The sequence below is a fragment of the Rhizobium sp. RHZ02 genome (assembly GCF_014851575.1).
GTDB lineage: Bacteria > Pseudomonadota > Alphaproteobacteria > Rhizobiales > Rhizobiaceae > Rhizobium > Rhizobium altiplani.
In genome coordinates, this window is sequence record NZ_JACUZX010000018.1 from 53512 (window position 1) to 77880 (window position 24369).

The window sequence follows — 24369 nt, forward strand, 5'->3', positions numbered from 1 at the left end:
CACCATTTGCCAAAATGGTCTCTCCGCATCACAATCGCGCAAAAACCAAGTGTTTATATGGGCTCACGGAGAGACAATGGCAAGCGTCGACCAACTGATCAACGCCTTCACGACGCTGCTTGTCACGATCGACCCGCCTGGTCTTGCTCCACTCTTTCTCGGGCTCACGACCGGCATGAGCCGCAGCCAGCGAAAACAGGTGGCACTGCGCGGCTCGATCATCGCCTTTGTCATTCTTGCCGCTTTCGCCCTGTTCGGGGCCAGCGTGCTCGGGGTGCTCGGAATCTCGATCGGCGCCTTCCGCATTGCCGGTGGTCTTCTGTTGTTCTGGATCGCCTTTGAAATGGTATTCGAGAAGCGGCAGGACCGTAAGGAGAAGACGAGCACAGCCGCAATCACCGTCGATCATATCCATAATATCTCGGTCTTTCCGTTGGCGATCCCTCTGATCGCCGGTCCCGGTGCCATTTCGGCGACGATCCTAATTGCCGGATCGATGCAGGCTTCGCTCGAGCGGGCGCAATTGATCATTGTCATCGCATTGAGCCTGCTGCTGCTGTTTCTCTCGCTGCTCATCGCCGAAAGACTTGATCGCTTCCTCGGCGTAACGGGGCGCGCAATTCTGACACGCCTTCTCGGTGTCATCCTGGCGGCGCTTGCCACGCAGTTCGTCGTCGACGGTTTGAGATCTACCCTCATCACGACGCCAGCCGGCTAGGTCAAAAAGCCGGTTACCTGCACGGCTTCCATCGCGGCAAGCTCGGGGGACGTCCAATCCCGGAGATTGAAAAGCAGACGGCGCACCTTGCGGCGCGCCGTCCAACTTATGCCACGAATACTCTGCGATCAGAACGGGATATCGTCGTCGAGATCGCGCGAGAAGTTTCCACCGCCGCCGCCACCGCTGCTGCGGCCAGATGATTGCGACGGCGCGCCGTAATCGTCGCCGTAGCCACCGCCGCCACCGAAATCGTTGCCGCCGGCATTACTGCCGCGACCACCGCCGAAGCCGGAGCTTGCGCCGCCACCCTCGCCGCGACCGTCCAGCATCGTCAGCGTCGAGCCGAAGCCCTGCAGAACGACTTCCGTCGAATAGCGGTCCTGGCCGTTCTGGTCTTGCCACTTACGCGTCTGCAGCGCGCCTTCGATGTAGAGCTTGGCGCCCTTCTTCACATACTGCTCGACGACCTTGCAGAGGCCTTCGTTGAAGACTACGACCGTATGCCATTCCGTCTTTTCGCGGCGTTCGCCGGAGGTGCGATCACGCCAGGTCTCGGACGTCGCGATGCGAAGGTTGGCGATCGGCCGGCCATCCTGGGTCCGCCGGATTTCGGGGTCAGCGCCCACGTTCCCGATCAGAATTACCTTGTTTACGCTGCCAGCCATACTTTCACCTTACCTGCCGCCCTGCCCGGCGGCGCTTGAAACAATCGGTGCACCTTAAACCATAGAGCGCCGGCGATGGGTGTCCATCGCCGGTTCATCCACAAGGAATTTTGTTCTTTATTTGTTCTAGTTTATCCCTATGATCCTGTCAACCGAATCGAAAACCTTGCAGCAGACGGACATTCAGCCTCGACTCGCCAGCCGGCATCACTAAATAAGGGGCTTGTTCCAGCACAGAAGCAGAAGACGATGAGCGAACTGAAGACGATTTCCATCCGCGGCGCGCGCGAGCACAATTTGAAGGGCATCGATCTCGATCTGCCGCGAAACAAACTCATCGTCATGACCGGCCTTTCGGGATCCGGCAAGTCGTCGCTTGCGTTTGACACGATCTATGCCGAAGGACAGCGACGCTATGTCGAAAGCCTTTCGGCCTATGCGCGCCAGTTCCTTGAAATGATGCAGAAGCCTGACGTCGATCAGATCGACGGCCTGTCGCCAGCGATTTCGATCGAGCAAAAGACGACCTCGCGCAACCCACGCTCGACGGTCGGTACGGTGACCGAGATCTATGACTACATGCGCCTGCTCTTTGCCCGCGTCGGCGTACCCTATTCGCCCTCGACCGGGCTGCCGATCGAGAGCCAGACGGTCAGCCAGATGGTCGATCGCGTGCTGGAATTCGGAGAAGGCACGCGTCTCTATATTCTCGCCCCGCTCGTGCGCGGGCGTAAGGGGGAGTACAAGAAGGAACTGGCAGACCTGATGAAAAAGGGTTTCCAGCGCGTCAAGGTCGACGGCCAATTCTACGAGATCGCCGACGTGCCAGCCCTGGACAAGAAGTACAAGCACGATATCGACGTCGTGGTCGACCGTATTGTGGTGCGGCCGGATATGGCGTCGCGCCTTGCCGACAGCTTCGAGACTTCGCTCAAGCTCGCCGATGGCCTCGCCGTTGCGGAATTCGCCGACAAGCCGCTGCCGCCGGAAGAAACTGCCGCCGGCGGCTCCGCCAACAAGTCGCTTAACGAAACGCATGAACGCGTTCTCTTCTCCGAGAAGTTCGCCTGCCCGGTATCGGGCTTCACCATTCCCGAGATCGAGCCGCGGCTTTTTTCCTTCAACAATCCAGCCGGCGCCTGCCCGACCTGCGACGGTCTCGGAGCGCAGCAGAAGATCGACGCCAACCTGATCGTGCCGGAGCCCGAGCGCACGCTGCGCGATGGCGCCATTGCGCCGTGGGCGAAGTCGACCTCTCCCTATTACAATCAGACGCTCGAAGCTCTCGGTAAGCACTATGGCTTCAAGCTCGGCGCCCGTTGGAACGATCTTTCGGACCAGGCGAAGGATGTCATCTTGAATGGTACCGACGAAAAGATCGAGTTCCACTATGCCGATGGCGCGCGGTCCTATACCACGCACAAGAATTTCGAGGGCATCATCACCAATCTCGAGCGTCGCTGGAAGGAGACGGATTCCGCCTGGGCGCGAGAGGAAATTGAGCGCTATATGTCGGCAGCCCCCTGCCCGTCTTGTGGCGGTTTCCGCCTGAAGCCGGAGGCGCTTGCCGTCAAGATCAATACGCTGCATATCGGCCAGGTGACCGACATGTCGATCCGCGTCGCCCGAGACTGGTTCGAGGTCCTGCCGCAGTCGCTGAGCGCCAAGCAGAACGAGATTGCCGTTCGCATTCTCAAGGAGATCCGCGACCGCCTGCGCTTCCTCAATGACGTGGGCCTGGATTATCTCAGCCTGTCGCGAAACTCCGGCACCTTGTCGGGCGGCGAGAGCCAGCGCATCCGGTTGGCGTCGCAGATCGGTTCCGGCTTGACCGGCGTATTGTATGTCCTCGACGAGCCATCGATCGGTTTGCATCAGCGCGACAACGCCCGGCTGCTTGATACGCTGAAGCACCTTCGCGATATCGGCAACACCGTGATCGTGGTCGAGCATGACGAGGACGCGATCTTGACCGCCGACGATGTCGTCGACATCGGTCCCGCCGCCGGCATCCATGGTGGCCAGGTGATTGCCCATGGCACGCCACAGGAGATCATGGCGAACCCTAAGTCGCTGACCGGCAAATATCTGTCCGGTGAACTCGGCGTTCCGGTTCCCGACGAGCGCCGTAAGCCCAAGAAGGGCAAGGAAATCAAGGTCGTCGGCGCCCGCGGCAACAATCTGAAGAATGTCACCGCCTCCATCCCGCTCGGCGTCTTTACGGCGGTCACTGGCGTATCAGGGGGCGGTAAGTCCACGTTCCTGATCGAGACGCTGTATAAATCGGCTGCCCGGCGCATCATGGGCGCCCGCGAAATCCCGGCTGATCACGATCGCATCGACGGCTTCGAACACATCGACAAGGTCATCGATATCGACCAGTCGCCGATCGGCCGCACGCCGCGTTCCAACCCAGCGACCTACACGGGCGCGTTTACCCCGATCCGTGATTGGTTTGCCGGTCTGCCGGAAGCGAAGGCGCGCGGCTACCAACCGGGACGCTTCTCGTTCAACGTCAAGGGCGGACGCTGCGAAGCCTGCCAAGGCGACGGCGTCATCAAGATCGAGATGCACTTCCTGCCTGATGTGTACGTCACCTGCGACGTCTGCCATGGCAAGCGCTACAACAGGGAGACGCTCGACGTTACGTTCAAGCACAAGTCGATTGCCGACGTGCTCGACATGACCGTCGAGGAAGGCGTCGATTTCTTCGCTGCCGTCCCGGCTGTGCGCGACAAGTTGCAGGCCCTGAAGGACGTCGGCCTCGGCTACATCAAGGTCGGACAGCAGGCGAATACGCTGTCCGGTGGTGAGGCGCAGCGCGTCAAGCTGGCAAAGGAACTGTCGAAGCGATCGACGGGCCGCACCCTCTACATCCTCGACGAGCCTACGACCGGCCTGCATTTCCACGACGTCGCCAAGCTCCTGGAGATGCTGCAGGAGCTGGTCAACCAGGGGAATTCGGTCGTCGTCATCGAGCACAATCTCGAAGTCATCAAGACGGCGGACTGGATGCTCGATTTCGGTCCGGAAGGTGGCGATGGCGGTGGGGAGATCGTCGCCGTCGGCACGCCGGAAGCGATCGTCAAGGAGAAGCGGTCCTATACCGGGCAGTTCCTGAAGGAGCTGCTTGAGCGGCGCCCCACACGAAAAACTGTTGTGGCAGCCGAGTGATGCTGAGAGCGGCGTCGCTCGATGACCTGCAGGCGGTCGAGGCGCTGACCGCCGAAGCCTATGCTCCATACACGCGTCTCCTTGGCCGCCCGCCGATTCCCGTTACCGAAGACTACACACCGCGCATCGGTCGCGGTGAGGTCTGGTTGCGGGAGGTGCAAGGAGAGCTTGCCGGCCTGGCCGTCGTTGAACGGCACCCAGACCATGTGATGCTCTTCAGCATTGCTGTCTCCCCGAAATTTCAGGGCGCCCAGTACGGCCTTGCCATTCTGAGATGGGTGGAAGAGACGACGCGGGAATGGGGGCTTCCGGAAGTTCGTCTCTACACGAATGCTCGCATGAAACGGAATATTGCGCTCTACCGGGCGTTTGGCTTTCAGGAAACGGGTCGCCGCGAGAATCCGCATAGGCCAGGATGGGTGATTGTCGATATGGCAAAGCAAGTCGGCGGACTGAGATAATCAGAGGAGGAAGGAATGACGAAATCCGGCAACATTCGCGTCGGCATCGGCGGCTGGACCTTCGAGGCATGGCGGGACCACTTCTACCCCGGGGATCTGAAGCAGAAGGACGAACTGAACTATGCAAGCCGCAAGCTGAAGGTCATTGAGATCAACGGCACCTATTACAGTTCGCAGAAGCCGGAAACCTTCGCCAAATGGGCGGCGGATGTGCCTGATGGCTTCATCTTTTCGCTCAAGGCCAGCCGTTTTGTCACCAATCGTCGTGTGCTCGCGGAGGCTGGCGAGTCGATGGAGCGCTTTCTCACTCAGGGCCTGACGGAGCTCGGCCCGCACCTGGGCCCAATCCTCTGGCAGTTCGCCCCGACGAAGAAGTTCGATCCGGATGATTTCGAAGCCTTCCTCAAGCTGCTGCCGAACAAGCAGGATGGCTTGCCTCTGAAGCACGTCGTCGAGGTACGCCATGACTCGTTCAAGGTGCCGGAATTCGTGGCGTTGCTTTCGAAATACGGCGTTGCGCCTGTCTGCGCGGAACACTTCGATTACCCGATGATCGCGGATGTAACTGCCGACTTCGTCTATGCGCGCCTTCAGAAAGGTTCGGACGATATCAGGACCTGCTACTCGCCGGGCGACTTGAAAAACTGGGCTACGCGCCTCGAAACCTGGGCGGATGGCAAGGTACCCGGCGATCTGCCTCTCATCGATGGCGATCGCAAGGTTGCAACCGAACCGCGGGATGTCTTTGCCTTCATGATCCATGAAGGCAAGGTCAATGCGCCCTTTGGGGCGATGGCGCTACAGGAAGCGGTGTTGCGATAGGCTTGTCGTCAGAGCGGACGAACCTCAGTCGCCAGCTCTTCCGCGGTCAGTCCTTTGCCAGCGCGCATGCCGGCCTCTCCATGCATGTAGACGCCGGCCGCGGCCGCCTCGAACGCAGGAACGCCCTGGGCCATCAGCGCTCCAATGACGCCTGCGAGAACATCGCCGGAGCCGGCGGTTGCGAGCCAAACCGGTGCGTTGGTGTTGATGCAGGCTCTCCCGTCAGGCGAGGCGATGACGGTATCGGCGCCCTTGTAGACGATGGCGGCATTCGCCCGTGCCGCGGCAGCCTGCGCTTTTTCGACCTTTCCCATGGCTGTGTCAGCGGCGATATCGGGAAACAGCCGGCCGAACTCCCCCTCATGTGGCGTTAGCACCAGCCGCGGCTCGCCGGAGAACTGTGAAAATAGTTCATCCGGGGCATCCTTAAACGACGAAAGCCCGTCTGCGTCGAGCACGAGATGGCGGTCGGAAAGTGCGGCGACGAAGCGCCGCGCCTTGTCACCGACTCCGAAGCCTGGGCCGAGAACGAACGTCTGCAGCCGCTCGTCGTGCAGCCAGTTGCCGAGTGCGGCTTCCTCTTCGATCGGATGCAGCATGATCGCCGTAAGGTGCGCCGCATTCTCTGCGACTGCATCTCCCGGCGCGGCGATTGTCACGAGTCCTGCCCCGGCCTTCAGCCCCGCCATCGCCGACATTCGGGCGGCGCCGGTCTTGCCTGCTTCGCCAGAGAAGACGACGAGGTGACCGCGTTTGTATTTATGTGTTTCCAGTCCGCTTGAAGGCAGCACCTGGCGCCAACATTCCGGCTGGTTCTCGGCGATTTGCAGTTTTTTCTCGGCGCGAACGATACGGGCGGGTATGCCAATGTCGAAGACTTCCAGTTCGCCGCAGAGTTCGCGCCCGGGCATCAGGAGATGGCCGGGTTTCCGCGTCATGAAAGTAACGGTCCGAACGGCCGTAAAGGCCGCCCCTCGGACGGTTCCCGTACGACCGTCCACGCCCGATGGCAGGTCGACGGCAATTACAGGCACCTGCGCCTGCTTCACTCGCTCAATCACGTCAGCGACGCTCTTCGGAACATCGCGGGCAAGGCCAGCACCGAACAAGGCATCGATGATTACGTCGCCATTCCGTGGCTGATACGTCTCAAGCGGCTGTACTGCGTTCGGAAAATTGTCCCTGGCCCGGGCGGCATCGCCCTTGAGCTTCTCCGGTTCGCCCATCTGGAACACGACGACGGCAAAGCCGCTATCAGCTAGCAGGCATGCGGCAACATAGCCGTCGCCGCCGTTGTTGCCCGGCCCACAAAGAACGACGGCGCGAAGAACCGCGGGAAAATCACGCAACAAACTGGCGGCGACGGCGGCACCTGCTCGTTGCATAAGGGCATAGCTATCGATGCCGGACGCGGCGGCTGCCGTATCGACTGCTGTCATTTCTTCCGGCGTGAGGAGTAGATTGGAGATTCCCGCGGTCATCGCCGCATTCAAACAGAAATCGCCTAAATAACAACCTGTCGAATGATCGGCAAAAAGATCGAAAAATGTGCAAACGCACAAAGGTTAGGCGAGTGGCGAGTTTTGTCATCGATTATTAGCGCGGGGGAATATTCCGAAAAATGAGCCGGATTTGCCGCTTGCATGTCGATTTTCGAAGAATTTCAGCCCAAAACCAGTGAGAATCTGCCCGATTATGGGTTCCTGCGCCTGATCTGCGTCAATTTCTGAAAAATCCGCTTCCCAACTGGCACGATAACTGCATCATGACGGAAAGCAGGTCTGAGCCTGCCATTAACGGGAGAAGCGGAGAGTCATTTTCTCATGAAAAAGATCGAAGCGATCATCAAGCCCTTCAAGCTCGACGAAGTGAAGGAAGCCCTTCAGGAAGTTGGCCTGCAGGGTATTACAGTTACGGAAGCGAAGGGCTTCGGTCGCCAGAAAGGCCATACGGAACTCTACCGGGGCGCGGAGTATGTCGTCGATTTCCTGCCGAAGGTGAAGGTGGAGGTTGTCCTCGCGGACGAAAACGCGGAGGCCGTCATTGACGCGATCCGCAAGGCCGCCCAGACCGGCCGCATCGGCGACGGCAAGATTTTCGTCTCCAACGTCGAAGAGGTTATCCGCATCCGTACCGGTGAAACCGGCATCGATGCCATCTAATCTTTATCGCCTTCGGGCGAACCAAAGTATCGTCATCTCAAATAAAGGAACTATTTAATGGCGACCGCAAGCGAAATTCTTAAGCAAATCAAGGAAAACGACGTCAAGTTCGTAGACCTTCGCTTCACCGACCCGAAGGGCAAGCTGCAGCACCTCACGATGGATGTGGTCTGTGTCGACGAGGACATGTTCGCTGACGGCGTCATGTTCGACGGCTCTTCGATCGTCGGTTGGAAGGCCATTAACGAATCCGACATGGTGTTGATGCCAGACCCCGAAACGGTTCACATGGACCCGTTCTTCGCGCAGTCCACCATGGTCATTCTGTGCGATATTCTCGATCCGGTCTCCGGCGAAGCCTACAATCGCGATCCGCGCGGCACCGCCAAGAAGGCTGAAGCCTACCTCAAGGCATCCGGCATCGGCGACACGGTCTTCGTTGGTCCAGAAGCTGAATTCTTCGTCTTCGACGACGTCCGCTACAAGGCAGATCCCTACAACACCGGCTTCAAGCTCGATTCCACGGAACTGCCGTCCAACGACGACACCGAATATGAAACCGGCAACCTCGGCCACCGTCCGCGTGTCAAGGGCGGCTATTTTCCGGTTCCGCCGATCGACAGCTGCCAGGACATGCGTTCGGAAATGCTGACGGTTCTGTCGGAAATGGGCGTGGTCGTCGAAAAGCACCACCACGAAGTGGCGGCTGCCCAGCACGAGCTCGGCATCAAGTTCGACACGCTCGTCCGCAACGCCGACAAGATGCAGATCTACAAGTACGTCGTGCACCAGGTCGCCAACGCTTACGGCAAGACGGCAACCTTCATGCCGAAGCCGATCTTCGGCGACAACGGCTCGGGCATGCACGTGCACCAGTCGATCTGGAAGGGCGGCAAGCCGACCTTCGCCGGCGACGAATACGCAGGCCTGTCCGAAAGCTGCCTCTACTACATCGGCGGCATCATCAAGCACGCAAAGGCGCTGAACGCCTTCACCAACCCGTCGACGAACTCCTACAAGCGTCTCGTTCCGGGCTATGAAGCTCCGGTCCTGCTCGCCTACTCGGCCCGCAACCGTTCGGCATCGTGCCGCATTCCGTTCGGCACCAACCCGAAGGCCAAGCGCGTCGAAGTCCGCTTCCCCGATCCGATGGCAAACCCATACCTCGCTTTTGCCGCCATGCTGATGGCCGGTCTCGATGGCATCAAGAACAAGATCCATCCTGGCAAGGCCATGGACAAGGACCTTTATGACCTGCCGCCGAAGGAACTGAAGAAGATCCCGACGGTCTGCGGCTCGCTGCGCGAAGCGCTGGAAAGCCTCGACAAGGACCGCAAGTTCCTAACCGCCGGCGGTGTATTCGACGACGACCAGATCGATAGCTTCATCGAGGTGAAGATGGCGGAAGTCATGCGCTTCGACATGACGCCGCATCCGGTCGAATACGACATGTACTATTCCTCCTAAGAAGAGAGAAAGCCCCGGTTCGCCGGGGCTTTCGCCTGACCGGATGTCACAGTTATTTGATAGCGGATGTGACACTCATGTGACGAGATCCCGCAAAAATCTTGATTTGAGCGGGGCCAATCACCAAATCAGGTGATGAAAGGAAGTCGTACCATGAAAGAAAGAGTAGCAAAGTTCAGTATCGGTGAAGTGGTTCGGCACAAGGTATTTCCGTTTCGCGGCGTGATCTTCGATGTCGATCCGGAATTCGCGAATACGGAAGAATGGTGGAACTCCATTCCCGCCGAAGTGCGCCCCAGCAAGGATCAACCCTTCTACCATCTGCTGGCCGAGAATGATGAAAACGAATACGTTGCCTACGTATCCGAGCAGAACCTGATCAACGATGAAAGCGGTGTACCGCTCCGTAACGAACAGGTCTATCAGATTTTCGATATGGCACCGACGGGGCAGTTCAAACCCAAGATGAACTTGGCCCACTAACGTCCGCTAATATCATTCAAAACCCCGCTCCTCCCGCGGGGTTTTTCTTTGCTTGGGTCGTGTAACAGAAAACCCGGCGCAAGGCCGGGTTCTTTGCGAATCCGATGGCTCAGAATTACTGAGCCTTGGCAGCCTTCTGGGCCTCTTCAAGCTTCTTGCGGGCTTCGTCAGCCTTCTTCTGCATGCTGTCCTGCAGGCTCTTCTGGCTCTCAGCAAGCTTGGAAGCGGAAACCGGTTCGCCATCAAAGGCGCCGGTGAAGCCTTCGAGCGAGATCTTGATCGGGTTCGGCGCGCGGCGGAAGTTGATCGAGGTGAGAACCAGATCGGTGCCCTTCTTCAGGCTGGCGACCATGGCGTCAGTCAGCGGGATCTGGGCGACACAACGGTCGGGCATGCACATCAGGTAGTCGATCTTCTGGGCCTTGCCGCCGTCGATCTGCATCGCGACACCTGGCGGGATCAGACGAGCCGGCGGAACCGAAACCTGAAGGCTCTTGTTGTTGATCTTGCCGGAAACGCTGATGAGGCCAACGCCCGTGACGAGCTGGCCGCCGCCTGCGAGAACAACGTTCTGAACGACGCAGACATCATTGTCTTCCTGCTTGCTACAGGTCTTGTACCAGCCGAGACGCGGGGCGCCGGCAGCAGTAGCCGGGTCGGCGGAGGCCGCTGCATCCTGCGCGAAGGACGATACGGGAGCTGCTGCAGCACCGAGCATCACTGCCAGAACGGACAGGGCTGCCCGCGTTTTGTTTTCAGCCTTGAACATCATAACGAATTCCGTCTCCTGAAATCCCTTAGGGACGACAACGTGCCATCCTCACCAACAGGGTTGTTCGCAATTCACCTCTTAGAACAATGAGGCAAATGCATGACCCCCCAACTTCGGGTTCCCCTGTTACATTGCGTCGGGCCAGATATCCAGTATTTCTTTGACCTTTTCGGGGTCATCCGAAAGAATTCGGCGCGGATGGTGAACTGCGGTGGCTGCATGATAGTCTTGCGCCGAATCGTGCGTTCCCTGAAAGGACCTCAACGATGCTTCGGATCGTTCTTCCCGTCATTTTTACACTCGTTGGCAGCGCGGCTCTCGCTGAGCCGGTGCATGGCATCGCGATGCATGGCGTGCCGGCCCTGCCCGCCGATTTCAGGCACCTTCCTTACGTCAATCCCGATGTGAAAAAGGGTGGGAAGATCAGTTATGGCGTCGTCGGGACCTTCGACAGCCTCAATCCCTTCATCTTGAAAAGCATGCGCACGACGGCGCGCGGCATGTGGGATCCGGAGTACGGAAATCTCGTTTTCGAGACGCTGATGCTGCGCTCGCGCGATGAACCCTTCACCCTCTACGGCCTGCTGGCAGAGTCCGTCGAATGGGACGAAGACCGGACGTTTATCCAGTTCAATCTCAATCCAGCCGCCAAATGGTCGGACGGGCAGCCGGTGACCCCCGATGATGTGATTTTCACTCTCAATCTGCTCAAGGAAAAGGGGCGCGTTCCCTTCAGCACGCGATTGAATGCGGTCGAGAAGATGGAGAAGGTGGGCGACCACAGCGTTCGTTTCACCTTCAACGACAAGGCTGATCGCGAATTCCCGATGATTTTGGCCGGCTCCACGCCGATCCTGCCGAAACATGCCATCGATCCAGAGACATTCGATCGTTCGACGCTCACACCTCCCGTGGGATCTGGTCCTTACAAGATCAAGTCTTTGAAGCCCGGCGAGAGCATCACCTTCGAACGCGATCCCAATTACTGGGGCAAGGACATTCCGGCCAAGGTTGGGCTCGACAACTACGATCAGATAACGGTGCAGTATTTCCTGCAGGACACCACCCTGTTCGAGTCTTTCAAGAAGGGTGACATCGATATCTATCCGGACGGAAGTCCCGGCCATTGGGCAAGTGCTTACAATTTCCCGGCAGTGACCTCAGGCAACGTCGTCAAGGATACGTTCGAACCCAAGCTGCCGAGCGGCATGTTCGGCTTCGTCTTCAACACCCGGCGGCCGGTCTTTGCCAACGCGAAGCTTCGCGAGGGGCTGTCGCTGGTCTTCGATTTCGAATGGGCGAACAAGAACCTCTTCTCGAACGCTTATATCCGCACTGCGAGTTTCTGGCAGAACTCGGATCTGTCGAGTTTCGGGGTGCCGGCGGACGAACGCGAGCTGAAGCTTCTCGGCCCGATCAAGGATCGAATCGATCCAGCGATCCTGGATGGCACCTACAAGCTCCCAGTCACCGACGGATCGGGCCGCGATCGCAATGTCCTGAAGCAGGCAGCCGCGCTCCTCAAGGAAGCAGGGTATACGATCAAGAATGGCAAGATGAGCGACACCGACGGACGTCTGCTTGCTTTCGAGATCATGACGCAGAACACCGACCAGGAGAAGCTCGCAGTCTCCTATCAGCGTTCACTGCAACTGCTCGGCATTGTCGCGACCATCCGCACGGTGGACGATTCCCAATATCAGAGCCGCACGAGCAGCTTCGACTATGACGTGATCATCAAGTCCTATACGTCGTCCCTCTCGCCGGGCATCGAACAGCTCGGACGTTGGTCTTCCGCGGCCAAGGAGCGCGAAGGCACAGACAATTTCGCCGGAGTTTCCGACCCTGACATCGATACGCTGATCCAGCACATCCTTATGGCCCGGTCGGCTGAAGACTTTACCGCGGCGGTGCGTTCTCATGATCGGATGTTGCTGTCGGGGCACTATGTCCTGCCGCTTTACCATGTTGATCAGCAGTGGGTTGCGCGCAGCAAGCGCATCGCTCATCCGGACTCCGTGCCGCTCTATGGCTACCAGTTGCCGGCATGGTGGGATCAGAGCGTCCAATAGCAGGTTCCTTTTTTCTGCCTGGTTGAAGTCGCCCGCCGCAGGGACTAGATGGCGGGAAGGTTTCGATTTGAGAAAGAAGGAAAAGCCCATGGAACGCATTACCATCGACGTTGTCTCCGACGTCGTCTGCCCGTGGTGCTATCTCGGTAAGGCCCGGCTCGAGCTTGCGATCGCTGAAGTTCAGGACGAGGTCGGCGTGGATATCAACTGGCGCCCCTACCGCCTCAACCCCGATTATCCGCCTGATGGCGTCGACCAGAAGAAGGCGCTGGAGGAGAAGCTTGGCGGTGCCGAGCGCGTTGCCCAAGGACACAAGATGCTGACTGAGCTTGGTCGTGAAGTCGGCATCAAGTTCGATTTTGACGCGATCAAGATCGGCCCGAATACGCTGGATGCGCATCGCCTGATCCATTGGGCAATGGTTGAGGACCGCGACAAGGCGGACAAGGTCGTCAACGGCCTGTTCAAGGCGAACTTCGAGGAAGGCCGCAATGTCGGCGATCATGCCGTGCTGCTCGACGTTGCCGAGAAGGCAGGCCTTGACCGCACGGTCACTGCGTCGCTGCTCGCCTCCGATGCCGATAAGGTCCTGGTGGTCGAAGAGATCGAGGCGGCGCAGAAGATGGGCGTGAACGGTGTGCCGTTCTTTATCTTCGATCAGCAATACGCCGTCAGCGGCGCTCAGACGCCGGACGTTCTGGCAGGCGCGCTTCGCGACATCGCCAAGGCGAAGGCGGAAGCGCGCGCCGGCATGAACTGAGCCCTTACCCCTTCGCCATTTCCGCAAGCTGCGTCATGATAACGGCTGCGCCCTGCAGCCGCTTTTCCGGCGTCGGCAGATCGCGTGTGAGGAAGACGCTCTGGTCCGGCCGAATCTTTGCCATGGTCCCCTGCTTGGCGATGTAGCCAACCAGGTTCGCTGGATGCGGAAACTCCTTATTGCGGAACTGGATGACCACCCCCTTGGGACCTGCATCCAGCTTCTCCACGTTGGCGACCCGGCAGAGCGATTTCACATACACGATCTTTAGAAGGTGCTGGACCTCGATCGGCATGGGGCCGAAGCGATCGATCATTTCTGCGCCGAAGGCATCGATTTCCTTCAGTTCCGTGATCTCGCCGAGGCGGCGATAGAGTGCCATGCGCAGATGCAGGTCCGGCACGTAACCGTCGGGGATCATCACCGACGTGCCCACAGAGATCTGCGGCGACCAGCCGGTATCCTGGATTTCGTCGACGCCCTTCACCTCGGCCACCGCCTCTTCCAGCATCTGCTGGTAGAGCTCGAAGCCGACCTCCTTAATGTGGCCGGACTGCTCTTCGCCGAGCAGGTTTCCTGCGCCGCGGATGTCGAGATCGTGGCTGGCCAACTGGAAGCCGGCGCCGAGCGTGTCGAGCGACTGCAGCACCTTGAGGCGCCGTTCCGCCGTCGCCGTCAGCACCTTGTTGACCGGCAGCGTGAAGAGCGCAAAGGCGCGCACCTTCGAACGTCCGACGCGACCACGCAGCTGGTAGAGCTGCGCCAGGCCGAACATGTCGGCGCGGTGCACGATCAGCGTATTGGCCGTTGGCACGTCGAGTCCCGATTCCACGATCGTCGTCGACAACAGCACGTCATAGCGGCCCTCGTAGAAGGCGTTCATGATGTCCTCAAGCTCGCCGGCGGGCATCTGGCCGTGCGCGACCGCGACCTTCAGCTCCGGTACATCCGACCGCAGGAAGGCATGCACATCCTCCAGATCGGCAAGCCGCGGGCAGACATAGAAGCTTTGGCCACCGCGATAGTGCTCGCGCATCAGCGTTTCGCGGATGACAAGCGAATCGAAGGGCGAAATGAAGGTGCGAACCGCCATGCGGTCGACCGGCGGCGTCGTGATCAGCGACAGCTCGCGCACCCCAGTCATCGCGAGCTGCAGCGTGCGCGGGATCGGTGTCGCCGAGAGCGTCAGCACATGGACATCGCTTTTCAGCTCCTTCAAGCGTTCCTTGTGCTTGACGCCGAAATGCTGCTCTTCGTCGATGATCAGCAGCCCGAGATTGGCAAACTTGATCCCGGCACCAAGAAGCGCATGGGTGCCGACGACGATATCCGTCTTGCCCTCTGCTACTTCCTTCTTCGTTAACGCCAATTCCTTCGACCCGACGAGGCGTGAGGCTTGCTGGATGCGAACCGGCAGGCCGCGGAACCGCTCGGCGAAGGTCTTGAAGTGCTGGCGCGCTAGCAGTGTGGTCGGCACGACGACGGCAACCTGTATGCCGTTCATCGCCGCAACGAAGGCAGCACGAAGCGCCACCTCAGTCTTGCCGAAACCGACGTCGCCGCAAACGAGGCGATCCATCGGCCGACCGGCTCCAAGGTCGGAGCGCACAGCCTCGATGGCATTATCCTGATCCTCCGTCTCGTCGTAAGGGAAGCGCGCGGCAAACTCGTCGTAAAGCCCTTCCGGCGTCGTTAGCACGGGCGCATGCCGCGTCAGTCGCTCAGCTGCGATACGGATCAGCCCATCCGCCATATCGAGCAGCCGCTTCTTGAGCTTGGCCTTGCGCATCTGCCATGCGCCGCCGCCGAGCTTGTCGAGTTGCGCTTCCGTCCCCTCTCCGCCATAGCGCGACAGAAGGTCGATGTTCTCGACCGGCAGGAACAGCTTCGCGTCGTCTGCGTATTGCAGTTCGAGGCAGGCATGCGGTGCGCCCGCCGCTTCGATCGTTCTCAGGCCGACAAACCGACCGATACCGTGCTGTGCGTGGACGACGACCGAACCTTCGTCGAGCCCGGCAACTTCGGAGATGAAATCGGCGGCGCGCTTGCGTCGCTTCGAACGCCGCACCATGCGGTCGCCGAGAATGTCCTGTTCGCCGATGACGACGAGATTGCCGACTTCAAATCCGGATTCGAGGCTGAGCACGCCGGCAGCCGCCTCGCCTTTGGCAAGGCCATCCATCTCCTTCAGCGCGCCGACCGGCTTCACGCGCTCGAGCCCGTGTTCGCTCAGCACCTGCAGCAGACGCTCCAGCGAACCTTCCGACCAGGCGGAAATCAGGACCTTCGCGCCAGCCGAGCGCTTGTCGGCAATATGCTTCACGACAGCGTCGAACACATTGATCCGCTCGGCATTGCCGCCACCCTCGGCATTCGAGCGTGCCCAGCGCTCGCCTTGCCGCGCGTCGAGATTGATCACACGCCGCGCCTCTCCCTCATGCTCGTTAAAGGGCGAGATTCGCATCGCGTTGAACGCGTCGAGCGTGCTGGCGAACGTCTTTCCGTCCAGGTAGAGTTGGCTGGGCGTCACGGGCTTGTAGGGTGTCCCTTGCGCCATCTGTCCCTTGCTGGGCTGCCCGGAACTGAGGCGGGCGTCATAGTAGTCGAAGACGAGCTTGGACCGTTCCTCGGCGGCCTGGCGCACAGTATGATCGGTGACCATCCGGAAGTCTTTGAGATAGTCGAATACCGTCTCCAGCTTCTCGTAGAAAAGCGGCAGCCAATGCTCCATGCCTGGGTAGCGTCGGCCCTCCGATATGGCGAGATAAAGCGCATCGTCGCGTGTCGCCGCGCCGAAGGAAGAGAGGTAATTCTTCCGGAAACGGCTGATCGTATCGGGCGTCAGTGTGACCTCGCTCATCGGGTTGAGGTCGAGGGAGCGCACCTGCCCTGTGGTGCGCTGACTTGCCGGGTCAAAGCTTCGGATGCTTTCCAGCGTGTCGCCGAAGAAATCGAGGCGAACAGGCTCCTCGGAGCCCGGCACGAAGACGTCGAGAATACCGCCGCGCACCGCATATTCGCCGACCTCGCGAACCGTTGCGACGCGGTCGAAGCCGTTGCGTTCAAGGCGCCCGGCAACATCGTCCATGCGCACCGTATTTCCGGGGCGAGCTGAGAAGGCAAGGCTTTCGATAATCTCTTGTGGGGCGACTTTCTGCAGCATTGCATTGACTGTCACCAGCACGATCGCGGCATGTGGCTTCTTGTGATGCGCGATCAGGCCGCCCAGCGCAGCGAGACGGCGTGCCGACGTATCGGCGCTCGGGGAAACGCGGTCGTAAGGAAGACAGTCCCAGGCCGGCAAGGTCAGAACCGGGATCTCCGGCACAACGAAGCCCAGCATCTGCTCAAGGTCCACCATCCGCTGGCCGTCGGAAAGCACGTAAGCGACCGGCTCTCCGGCGCGCGCCAGGTCGGCCAGCAACAAAGCTTCCATACCTGTCGGCACATTGCCGATTGTCAGCGGCTCGGCGACGGCTGACAGCTTCCTTACGTCAAAACCTGAGGTCATTAGGCATTCCTGGGCAGGGCGTCGGCTGGATATTCGAAATCGGGCTTGTAAGCGGCAAGGCGCGCAAACATCGGCGTCTGGAAACGCTCAGGCACCGGCCATGTTCCCATGATCCAGCGCACGAGATCGTTGTCCTCTTCGGCCATGATGGTTTCGAACTCGTCGAGTTCGGTCTCGGACAGGGTGGCGATCTCCTTCTCGGCGAACTGCCCGAAGACCAGATCCATTTCGCGGATGCCGCGATGCCAGCAGCGAAAGAGGATTCGGCGGCGGCGCGGATCAAGATCGGCGCTCGAGAGTGACACACCCGTCATGGCTTTACCTTCCTGTTGATGCGCCTCTATAGACCCTCGAAAGCAGCTTGTCAGCCTTGCCAAGGCCGCATTGTTCATCGCATTTTGCGGCCATGCGCCCAGCCATTCTCGATCCGCTGTTTTCGCCCGTTTCCGCCCTGCCCGGCGTCGGCCCAAAGATCGCCGAATTGCTGGTGAAGCTGCTTGGGCGCGAGACGCCCGAAGATACGCGCGTCGTCGATCTGCTGTTTCATGCGCCGCACTCGCTGATCGACCGTCGAAACCAACCGGGTATCGCCCGCGCCCCGCAAGGTGCAATCGTCACCGTCACGGCGCGGGTCGATCGTCACCAGGCGCCGCCGCGCGGCAAGAGCAACATTCCGTATCGCGTCACGCTGCACGACGAAACCGGCGAACTGACCCTTGTCTTCTTTCGCGGCCAGGCGGCTTGGCTGGAAAAGCAGCTGCCGTTGGACGAGGAGGTAACCGTCAGCGGCAAGATCGACTGGTTCAACGGTCGCGCGTCGATGGTCCATCCCGACTACATTGTGAAGGCCAGCGAAGCCGAGAACCTGCCCCTCGTCGAGCCGATCTATCCGCTCACAGCTGGTCTTTCGCCGAAGACATTGCGCAAGATCATCGAAGCGGCGCTGCCGCGCGCGCCGGAAATGCCGGAATGGATCGACTTCGCTCTTGCGCAGAAGCAGGGTCTGCCCTCGATATCAGACGCTTTCCATGGACTACACGAACCGCGCGATCCCTCGGATATCGATGCACAAGCCCCTGCCCGCCGCCGGCTTGCCTATGACGAGTTTCTCGCGGGCCAACTATCGCTGAGCCTCGTTCGCCAACGATTGCGCAAGGTTGCCGGCCAGCCCGTACACGCCACCGGTCAAGTCAGCAGGCAGATCCTGCAGGCTCTGCCGTTTTCGCCGACGAACAGCCAGAATGCGGCGGTCGCCGACATCCTGAAGGATATGGCCGGCGAGGACCGCATGCTCCGCCTTCTTCAAGGCGACGTTGGCTCCGGTAAGACCCTGGTTGCCCTCATGTCGATGGCAGCCGTGATTGAAAGTGGCGGTCAGGCCGTCCTCATGGCGCCGACGGAAATTCTAGCCCGCCAGCACCATGCGACGATCTCCAAATTTGCCGCTTCCGCAGGCCTCGGAATCGAGGTTCTTACCGGCCGCACCAAGGGCCGCGAACGTGAAGATATTCTCGAGAGGATCGCATCCGGAGAGGCGCAGATCGTCATCGGCACCCACGCCCTCTTCCAGGACAGCGTCAACTACCGCAACCTCATGTTGGCTGTCGTCGACGAGCAGCACCGCTTCGGCGTCCACCAGCGCCTGCGGCTGACTGCGAAGGGCATCACACCTCATATGCTCGTCATGACCGCGACGCCGATACCGCGCACACTGGTGTTGGCTGCCTTCGGCGACATGGACGTCTCCAAGCTGACGGAGAAGCCGGCCGGACGGAAGCCGATCCAGACGATCACAGTGCCGACCGAACGTATCGGCGAGATCGTCGGGCGCCTTAAGAGCGCCTTGGCGGAGGGCAAGAAAGCTTATTGGATATGCCCGCTTGTAGAGGAGTCCGAGGAGAGCGACCTGATGTCGGTCGAGGAGCGTCATGCAACGCTCGTTTCGTCGCTCGGCGGCGCCATCGGCCTGATCCACGGCCGCATGAGCGGCCCGGAGAAGGATGCCGTAATGATGGCGTTCAAGAACAGCGAAATCCGCCTCCTAGTCGCAACAACAGTGGTGGAAGTCGGCGTCGATGTTCCCGATGCGACGATCATGGTGATCGAGCATGCCGAGCGCTTCGGCTTGGCGCAGCTTCACCAGCTTCGCGGACGCGTAGGGCGCGGTGACGAGGCTTCGACCTGCATCCTGCTCTACAAGGGGCCACTGGGCGAAACTGGTCATGCGCGCCTGTCGATCATGCGTGAAACGGAAGACGGTTTTCGCATCGCTGAGGAAGACCTGAAACTGCGCGGCGAAGGCGAATTGCTCGGCACGCGCCAGTCGGGAACCCCAGGCTTTCGCATCGCGAGCCTCGAGGCACATGCCGACCTGCTGGAAATCGCCCGCCGCGATGCGGCCTACCTGATCGAGCGCGACCCCGATCTCACCAGCGAGCGTGGCAAGGCAGTACGCTCCCTGCTCTACCTTTTCCGCCGCGACGAGGCGATCCGCTTCCTGCATGCAGGGTGAGCCGAGCCCGGCCCACAGCGCGCCGAAGCCGTCTTACAGCGTCCGGAACATCACGAGAGCGTCAACGTAGCCTTTTGTCGGGTGCTCGAAGGCGCCGGGCAAGCGGCCGACCGTCTCAAAGCCCAATGTTTCCCAGAGACGAACGGCGCGTTCGTTGGCGCTGACGACGAAGTTGAACTGCATCGCCCGGAAACCACGCTCGCGGGCGCGGACGAGCGAGTGCTCGTGCATCTGTCGCGCCACGCCCTTGCCTGCCGCGGCAGCAGCGGTCATGTAGCCACAATTGCAGACATGTGCACCACCGCCCGCCTGGTTGGCGCGGAGGTAATAAGTACCGAGGATCTCGCCACTTTCGTCTTCGGCGACGAAGGTCTCTTTGTCCGGCCCCAGCCAGTAAGTGAGGGCATCGGTCTGGCTCATGTCGCGATCGAGCGTGTAGGTCTCCCCCGCGCGGATCGTCGGCTCGATGATGGTCCATATGGAGGAACGGTCTTCCGCGGTGGCTGGTCTGATCAGCATTGCGTATGTCATCCTTCAACCGCCATCGCATGGCAACATGGCGGAACCAACAGACGTGATCTCGCGTACGGGCCAAGCAGGAGCGGAAGTTACATTTCGATCGGCGCCGGCAGCGGCTTGCGTGTCCGCTCCTGTTTTTTCATGCGCCCGGCAAGCTCTTCGGGCGTGACGAGACCACCGGAGATCAGGAGCTTCGCCGCGTCCTCCGGTGACATGTCGAGCGGCACAATCTTTTCGCGCGGCGTGAAGATCAGAAATCCGGCCGTCGGCACCGGGGTCGGCGGCAGGAACACGCAGACCATGTCCTGACCCATCGCCTTGAACTTTGTCGCGATCTCGCCTTTGGCATCCGTCGAAATGAAAACGAGCGCCCAGAGGCCGGGGCTGGGATATTCGATGAGGCCGACCTTCTTGAAGGAGTTCGTCTTGTCCTTCAGCACCGTCTCGAAAATCTGCTTCACGCTCTGATAGATGCTCCGCACCAGCGGCACGCGGCGAACAAGCGATTCGCTGAACTGAACGATGCTCTGGCCGATGAGGTTCTTGCCGAGGAATCCGATAAGCGTGATCGCGACGAGTGCTATCAGCAGGCCGGACCCTGGCACCGCAAAGTTAAGGTAGTTATCCGGGTCATAGCGCGCCGGTAGGTAGGGTTTGACCCAGCTATCCGCCCACCGCACGACCGACCACGTCAGCCAAAGCGTAATCGCGACCGGCGCACAAATAATCAGCCCCGCCAGGAAGTCGTTCCTAAGGCGAGTGGCTATAGGCAATCGGGGCAGTTTTTCCTTCATCGCGTACTGATAACTCCGTTGAGCAGGCCGGCTATCAGAAATCAGCTCCCCCGTGCTTTCCTATCAGAAAGCTGCCAGAAACTACCAAGCCATACAAGCCTCCTGGAGGCGAACAAGCGGTCACTCCACCGTGACCGACTTCGCCAGATTGCGCGGCTGATCGACGTCCGTGCCCATGAAAACGGCCGTATGGTAGGCAAGCAGCTGGATCGGCAGGGAGAAGATCATCGGCGCGATGATCTCGTTGACATCGGGAAGCACGATCGTCGCCATAGTCGGCAACTTCGATGCCGCCGCGCCCGCCTCGTCGGTAATGAAGATGATGCGTCCGCCGCGTGCGGCAACTTCCTGCATGTTCGAGACAGTCTTGTCGAAGAAGCGGTCAAACGGCGCAATCACGATAACAGGCATGTTTTCGTCGATCAGCGCAATCGGTCCGTGCTTGAGTTCGCCTGCGGCGTAACCTTCAGCATGGATATAGGAGATTTCCTTGAGCTTAAGCGCCCCTTCCATCGCAAGCGGGAAGCTCGTGCCGCGACCGAGATAGAGGACATCCCGGCACTTCGAAAGTTCGCGCGACAGGCTCTCCATCTGCGGCTGGATGAGGTTCAGCACGCGGCTCATGATGCGCGGCATTTCGGCGAGATGGCGGACCAGCTCCCTTTCCTGCTCTGCGCCGATCGTTCCCCTCGCCTTGCCTGCGCCGAGTGCGAGCGTGGCAAGGACGGCCAACTGGCAGGTGAAGGCTTTGGTCGAGGCAACGCCGATCTCCGGGCCCGCCATGATCGGGAAGACTGCATCCGACTCACGGGCAATGGTCGATTCCTTGACGTTGACCACTGCGCCAATCTTCAGCCCGCTCTCCTTGCAGTAACGAAGCGACGCCAGCGTGTCCGCCGTCTCGCCTGACTGCGAGATGAAAAGCGCAGCCTGCGAAGGCGACAGAGGCATCTCGCGATAACGAAACTCGGAGGCGACGTCGATCTCGACGGGCAGACGGGCGTAACGCTCGAACCAGTATTTGCCTACAAGCCCCGCGAGATATGCGGTTCCGCACGCGGAGATCGCCAGGCTGGTGGTAGCCTTGAAATCGATCGCGTTGATGCTGTCGCTGATCGTGTTGCTGGAAAAATCTACGTAGTGGCTGAGGGCATGCGAGATGACCTCGGGCTGCTCATAGATTTCCTTTTCCATGAAGTGGCGGTGATTGCCCTTGTCCACCACATAGGCGGTCGTCTGTGATATCTGACGGGCGCGCTTTACCTCGTTACCTGCGAAGTCGAGGATTGTCGCGCCGTTTCGCGTAAGCACGGCCCAATCGCCATCGACGAGATAGGTGATCTCGTTGGTGAAGGGGGAAAGCGCAATCGCATCCGAGCCGAGGAACATTTCGCCGGAGCCATAACCCACGGCAAGCGGCGGGCCGGACCGTGCCGCCATGAGCGTGCCCGGATCGCTTTGGAGCATGATCGCAAGAGCATATGCGCCTGTTACCCGGTTCAGCATCTTTAGCATCGCGGCGCGCGGCTCGAGGCCGTCACGGAGGTACTTCGCAATAAGATGGGCGACGACTTCCGTGTCGGTCTGCGTCCCGAAGACGGCCCCTTCGGCGATCAGCTCTTCACGCAGTTCGGAGAAGTTCTCGATGATGCCGTTATGGACGACCGCGACGCCCTCGACGAAATGCGGGTGAGCGTTGGTCTCGTTGGGAATGCCATGCGTAGCCCAGCGCGTGTGCGCAATGCCGATCGTTCCCGGCAGAGGGTCACCGTCCAGGCGCTTCTCGAGATTGAAGAGTTTACCCTCGGCGCGACGACGAGCCATCTCGCCGTTATGTATCGTCGCAACGCCCGCAGAGTCATAGCCGCGGTACTCGAGCCGCTTCAGCGCATCCACGAGACGCCCCGCAACCGGGCTGCTGCCAACGATTCCAACAATACCGCACATAAACACCCCCAAAGCCTTCTGTTCAGAGGCCACTCGTAACGATTCCGTCTTTTTTCTCAATGGCCTCGGCGGTCACTTTCGGTTTCCACGCGTTACGCGGAAGCCTATGGTTTGGCCTTCTTTGCAGCCTTAATCGCGAATGCGCGTTCGCGGAGCACGGCAGCCCTGCCCGGCTTCAGCTCCTGGTGCGCCCGGCCAAGGGCCAGCGCATCGGCAGGAACATCCGCAGTGATGACACTGCCAGCGGCTATGTAGGCACCGTCGCCAATGCTGACCGGCGCCACAAGCGAGGAGTTTGATCCAATGAAGGTGTTCGCGCCGATCAGCGTCTGATGTTTGTTTAGGCCATCATAGTTGCAGGTGATCGTGCCTGCACCGATATTCGCGCCAGCTCCGACCTTCGCGTCGCCGATGTAGGTCAGGTGATTGACCTTGGCGCCCTCACCGATCTTCCCATTCTTGACTTCGCAGAAGTTGCCGACCTTCGAGCCGTTGGCGAGGTCGGCGCCGGGCCGCAAGCGGGCGAAGGGACCAACGATTGCGCCGGCACTGACATGCGCGCCTTCGATATGTGAGAAGGCATGAATGATTGCGCCGCCGTCGATCGTCGCGCCGGGACCGAATACCACATTCGGCTCGATCAGCGCGTCCTGCCCGATGGTTGTATCGTAGGAAAGAAACACAGTCTCCGGCGCGATCATCGTCACGCCTGATATCATCATCTCGTCGCGTCGGCGTTCTTGCCAGAGCCGCTCAATCACGGCGAGCTCCGCGCGATTGTTGCAGCCAGTCATCTCAATTTCAGGAGCATCGACAGCCGTAACGCGGCCCCCAATGGAGTGAGCGATTTCCACCAAGTCGGTCAGATAGTATTCGCCCTTGGCATTGGCGTTGCCGATGCGAGACAGGAGCTCGAGCGCCTTACGGCCGTTGATCGCCATCAGGCCGCTGTTGCACCATTTCACGGCACGCTCGGCATCGGCGGCATCTCGTTCCTCACGGATGGCGATCAGTTCGCCGTCCTTGACGAGCAGCCGGCCGTAGCCGGTCGGCTTGTCGGTGTGGAAACCGATGACTACGACATCGCTGCCCTCGGCAAGGCCCTGACGTGCTGCCTTGAGTGGCCCTTCGGTCTGCAACGGCACATCGCCGTAGGTCACGATGATATCGTCATATCCGCGAGCAATAGCATCGTGCGCTGCCAACACCGCATGACCAGTGCCGAGCCGCTCCTTTTGCAGATAGGTCTCGATTTTGACACCTTCGACCTGGGCCGCCTTCGCCACTTCGTCGGCATCACGCCCAACGACCAGCGCGACCGATGAGATGTCGCTTTTTGCCACGGCATCCAAGACATGGGCGATCATCGGGCGGTTCGCGATTGGATGCAGCACTTTCGATTTCGACGACTTCATTCGCGTGCTGTCACCCGCAGCGAGAATGATGGCGAGGCAAGTGCGTTCCATGATGTGCTCCGAGAATCCGTTATGTGCGGCCTTTGCTGCCTCATAGCAGCAAGACAAAGGC

19 protein-coding genes are annotated in these 24369 nt (G+C 60.0%); 10 read left to right on the forward strand and 9 right to left on the reverse strand.

From position 1 onward, the window contains the following. Positions 1 to 76 precede the first annotated feature (76 nt). On the forward strand, positions 77 to 718 hold the full coding sequence (locus IB244_RS21990; RefSeq protein ID WP_018855040.1) for a MarC family protein: 642 nt from the start codon (positions 77 to 79) through the stop codon (positions 716 to 718). 128 nt (positions 719 to 846) lie between these two features. On the opposite strand, the gene IB244_RS21995 is transcribed toward IB244_RS21990, so the two are convergent. Next, entirely contained in the window at positions 847 to 1386 is a 540-nt protein-coding gene (locus tag IB244_RS21995) for a single-stranded DNA-binding protein (RefSeq protein ID WP_018855039.1), read from the reverse strand. 249 nt (positions 1387 to 1635) lie between these two features. Here IB244_RS21995 and uvrA point away from each other — a divergent pair, with 249 nt between their 5' ends. From uvrA to IB244_RS22010, 3 genes are read left to right on the forward strand one after another with little or no spacing between them, the layout of a single operon-like run. Next, on the forward strand, positions 1636 to 4560 hold the full coding sequence (gene uvrA / locus IB244_RS22000; protein WP_192305554.1) for an excinuclease ABC subunit UvrA: 2925 nt from the start codon (positions 1636 to 1638) through the stop codon (positions 4558 to 4560). Continuing rightward, complete coding sequence (locus IB244_RS22005) at positions 4557 to 5021, forward strand: GNAT family N-acetyltransferase (protein WP_192305556.1); 465 nt, start codon at positions 4557 to 4559, stop codon at positions 5019 to 5021. The genes uvrA and IB244_RS22005 overlap by 4 nt, the downstream gene beginning before the upstream one ends. Before the next feature lie 15 nt (positions 5022 to 5036). Beyond that, positions 5037 to 5843: a DUF72 domain-containing protein gene (locus IB244_RS22010; RefSeq protein WP_169683842.1), complete on the forward strand. Its 807-nt coding sequence runs from the start codon at positions 5037 to 5039 to the stop codon at positions 5841 to 5843. A gap of 8 nt (positions 5844 to 5851) precedes the next feature. On the opposite strand, the gene IB244_RS22015 is transcribed toward IB244_RS22010, so the two are convergent. Then, positions 5852 to 7324 (reverse strand): bifunctional ADP-dependent NAD(P)H-hydrate dehydratase/NAD(P)H-hydrate epimerase, encoded by a 1473-nt coding sequence (locus IB244_RS22015; RefSeq protein WP_029792654.1) that lies wholly within the window; start codon positions 7322 to 7324, stop codon positions 5852 to 5854. 342 nt (positions 7325 to 7666) lie between these two features. Between IB244_RS22015 and IB244_RS22020 the strand changes: the two genes are divergently transcribed. The 3 genes from IB244_RS22020 to hspQ all read left to right on the forward strand — a co-directional run bounded on the left by IB244_RS22020 (position 7667) and on the right by hspQ (position 9955). Beyond that, positions 7667 to 8005, forward strand: coding sequence for a P-II family nitrogen regulator (locus tag IB244_RS22020; protein ID WP_003539626.1), 339 nt, complete (start codon positions 7667 to 7669; stop codon positions 8003 to 8005). 57 nt (positions 8006 to 8062) lie between these two features. Further along, positions 8063 to 9472, forward strand: a complete 1410-nt coding sequence (gene glnA / locus IB244_RS22025) for a type I glutamate--ammonia ligase (RefSeq protein ID WP_029792651.1) — start codon at positions 8063 to 8065, stop codon at positions 9470 to 9472. Positions 9473 to 9625: 153 nt separating this feature from the next. Further along, on the forward strand, positions 9626 to 9955 hold the full coding sequence (gene hspQ, locus IB244_RS22030) for a heat shock protein HspQ (protein WP_025660985.1): 330 nt from the start codon (positions 9626 to 9628) through the stop codon (positions 9953 to 9955). Positions 9956 to 10070: 115 nt separating this feature from the next. Here hspQ and IB244_RS22035 read toward each other — a convergent pair whose 3' ends face one another. Continuing rightward, on the reverse strand, positions 10071 to 10727 hold the full coding sequence (locus tag IB244_RS22035; protein ID WP_018855032.1) for an invasion associated locus B family protein: 657 nt from the start codon (positions 10725 to 10727) through the stop codon (positions 10071 to 10073). A gap of 266 nt (positions 10728 to 10993) precedes the next feature. Here IB244_RS22035 and IB244_RS22040 point away from each other — a divergent pair, with 266 nt between their 5' ends. Further along, positions 10994 to 12799, forward strand: coding sequence for an extracellular solute-binding protein (locus IB244_RS22040; RefSeq protein WP_029792650.1), 1806 nt, complete (start codon positions 10994 to 10996; stop codon positions 12797 to 12799). Between the two features lie 88 nt (positions 12800 to 12887). After that, positions 12888 to 13559, forward strand: coding sequence for a DsbA family oxidoreductase (locus IB244_RS22045; RefSeq protein ID WP_018855030.1), 672 nt, complete (start codon positions 12888 to 12890; stop codon positions 13557 to 13559). A gap of 4 nt (positions 13560 to 13563) precedes the next feature. On the opposite strand, the gene mfd is transcribed toward IB244_RS22045, so the two are convergent. Then, positions 13564 to 17070, reverse strand: a complete 3507-nt coding sequence (mfd, locus tag IB244_RS22050; protein WP_192241906.1) for a transcription-repair coupling factor — start codon at positions 17068 to 17070, stop codon at positions 13564 to 13566. Next, positions 17070 to 17384 carry a succinate dehydrogenase assembly factor 2 gene (locus tag IB244_RS22055; protein ID WP_018855028.1) on the reverse strand — a complete coding sequence of 105 codons (315 nt, stop codon included), beginning with the start codon at positions 17382 to 17384 and terminating at the stop codon, positions 17070 to 17072. Before IB244_RS22055 ends, mfd begins: the two co-directional genes overlap by 1 nt. Positions 17385 to 17476: 92 nt before the next feature. Between IB244_RS22055 and recG the strand changes: the two genes are divergently transcribed. Further along, complete coding sequence (gene recG / locus IB244_RS22060; protein WP_113470411.1) at positions 17477 to 19582, forward strand: ATP-dependent DNA helicase RecG; 2106 nt, start codon at positions 17477 to 17479, stop codon at positions 19580 to 19582. A 33-nt stretch (positions 19583 to 19615) separates the two neighbouring features. Here the strand turns inward: recG and IB244_RS22065 are convergent, their stop codons facing one another. The 4 genes from IB244_RS22065 to glmU form a co-directional block, all read right to left on the reverse strand. Next, complete coding sequence (locus IB244_RS22065; RefSeq protein WP_018855026.1) at positions 19616 to 20101, reverse strand: GNAT family N-acetyltransferase; 486 nt, start codon at positions 20099 to 20101, stop codon at positions 19616 to 19618. A gap of 89 nt (positions 20102 to 20190) precedes the next feature. Next, positions 20191 to 20895 carry a DUF502 domain-containing protein gene (locus tag IB244_RS22070; protein ID WP_018855025.1) on the reverse strand — a complete coding sequence of 235 codons (705 nt, stop codon included), beginning with the start codon at positions 20893 to 20895 and terminating at the stop codon, positions 20191 to 20193. Between the two features lie 120 nt (positions 20896 to 21015). After that, the gene (gene glmS / locus IB244_RS22075; RefSeq protein WP_192305558.1) at positions 21016 to 22842 is read right to left on the reverse strand and encodes a glutamine--fructose-6-phosphate transaminase (isomerizing); all 1827 of its coding nucleotides are present in this window, start codon (positions 22840 to 22842) and stop codon (positions 21016 to 21018) included. Positions 22843 to 22946: 104 nt separating this feature from the next. Continuing rightward, positions 22947 to 24308, reverse strand: a complete 1362-nt coding sequence (gene glmU / locus IB244_RS22080) for a bifunctional UDP-N-acetylglucosamine diphosphorylase/glucosamine-1-phosphate N-acetyltransferase GlmU (RefSeq protein WP_192305560.1) — start codon at positions 24306 to 24308, stop codon at positions 22947 to 22949. Positions 24309 to 24369 lie beyond the last annotated feature (61 nt).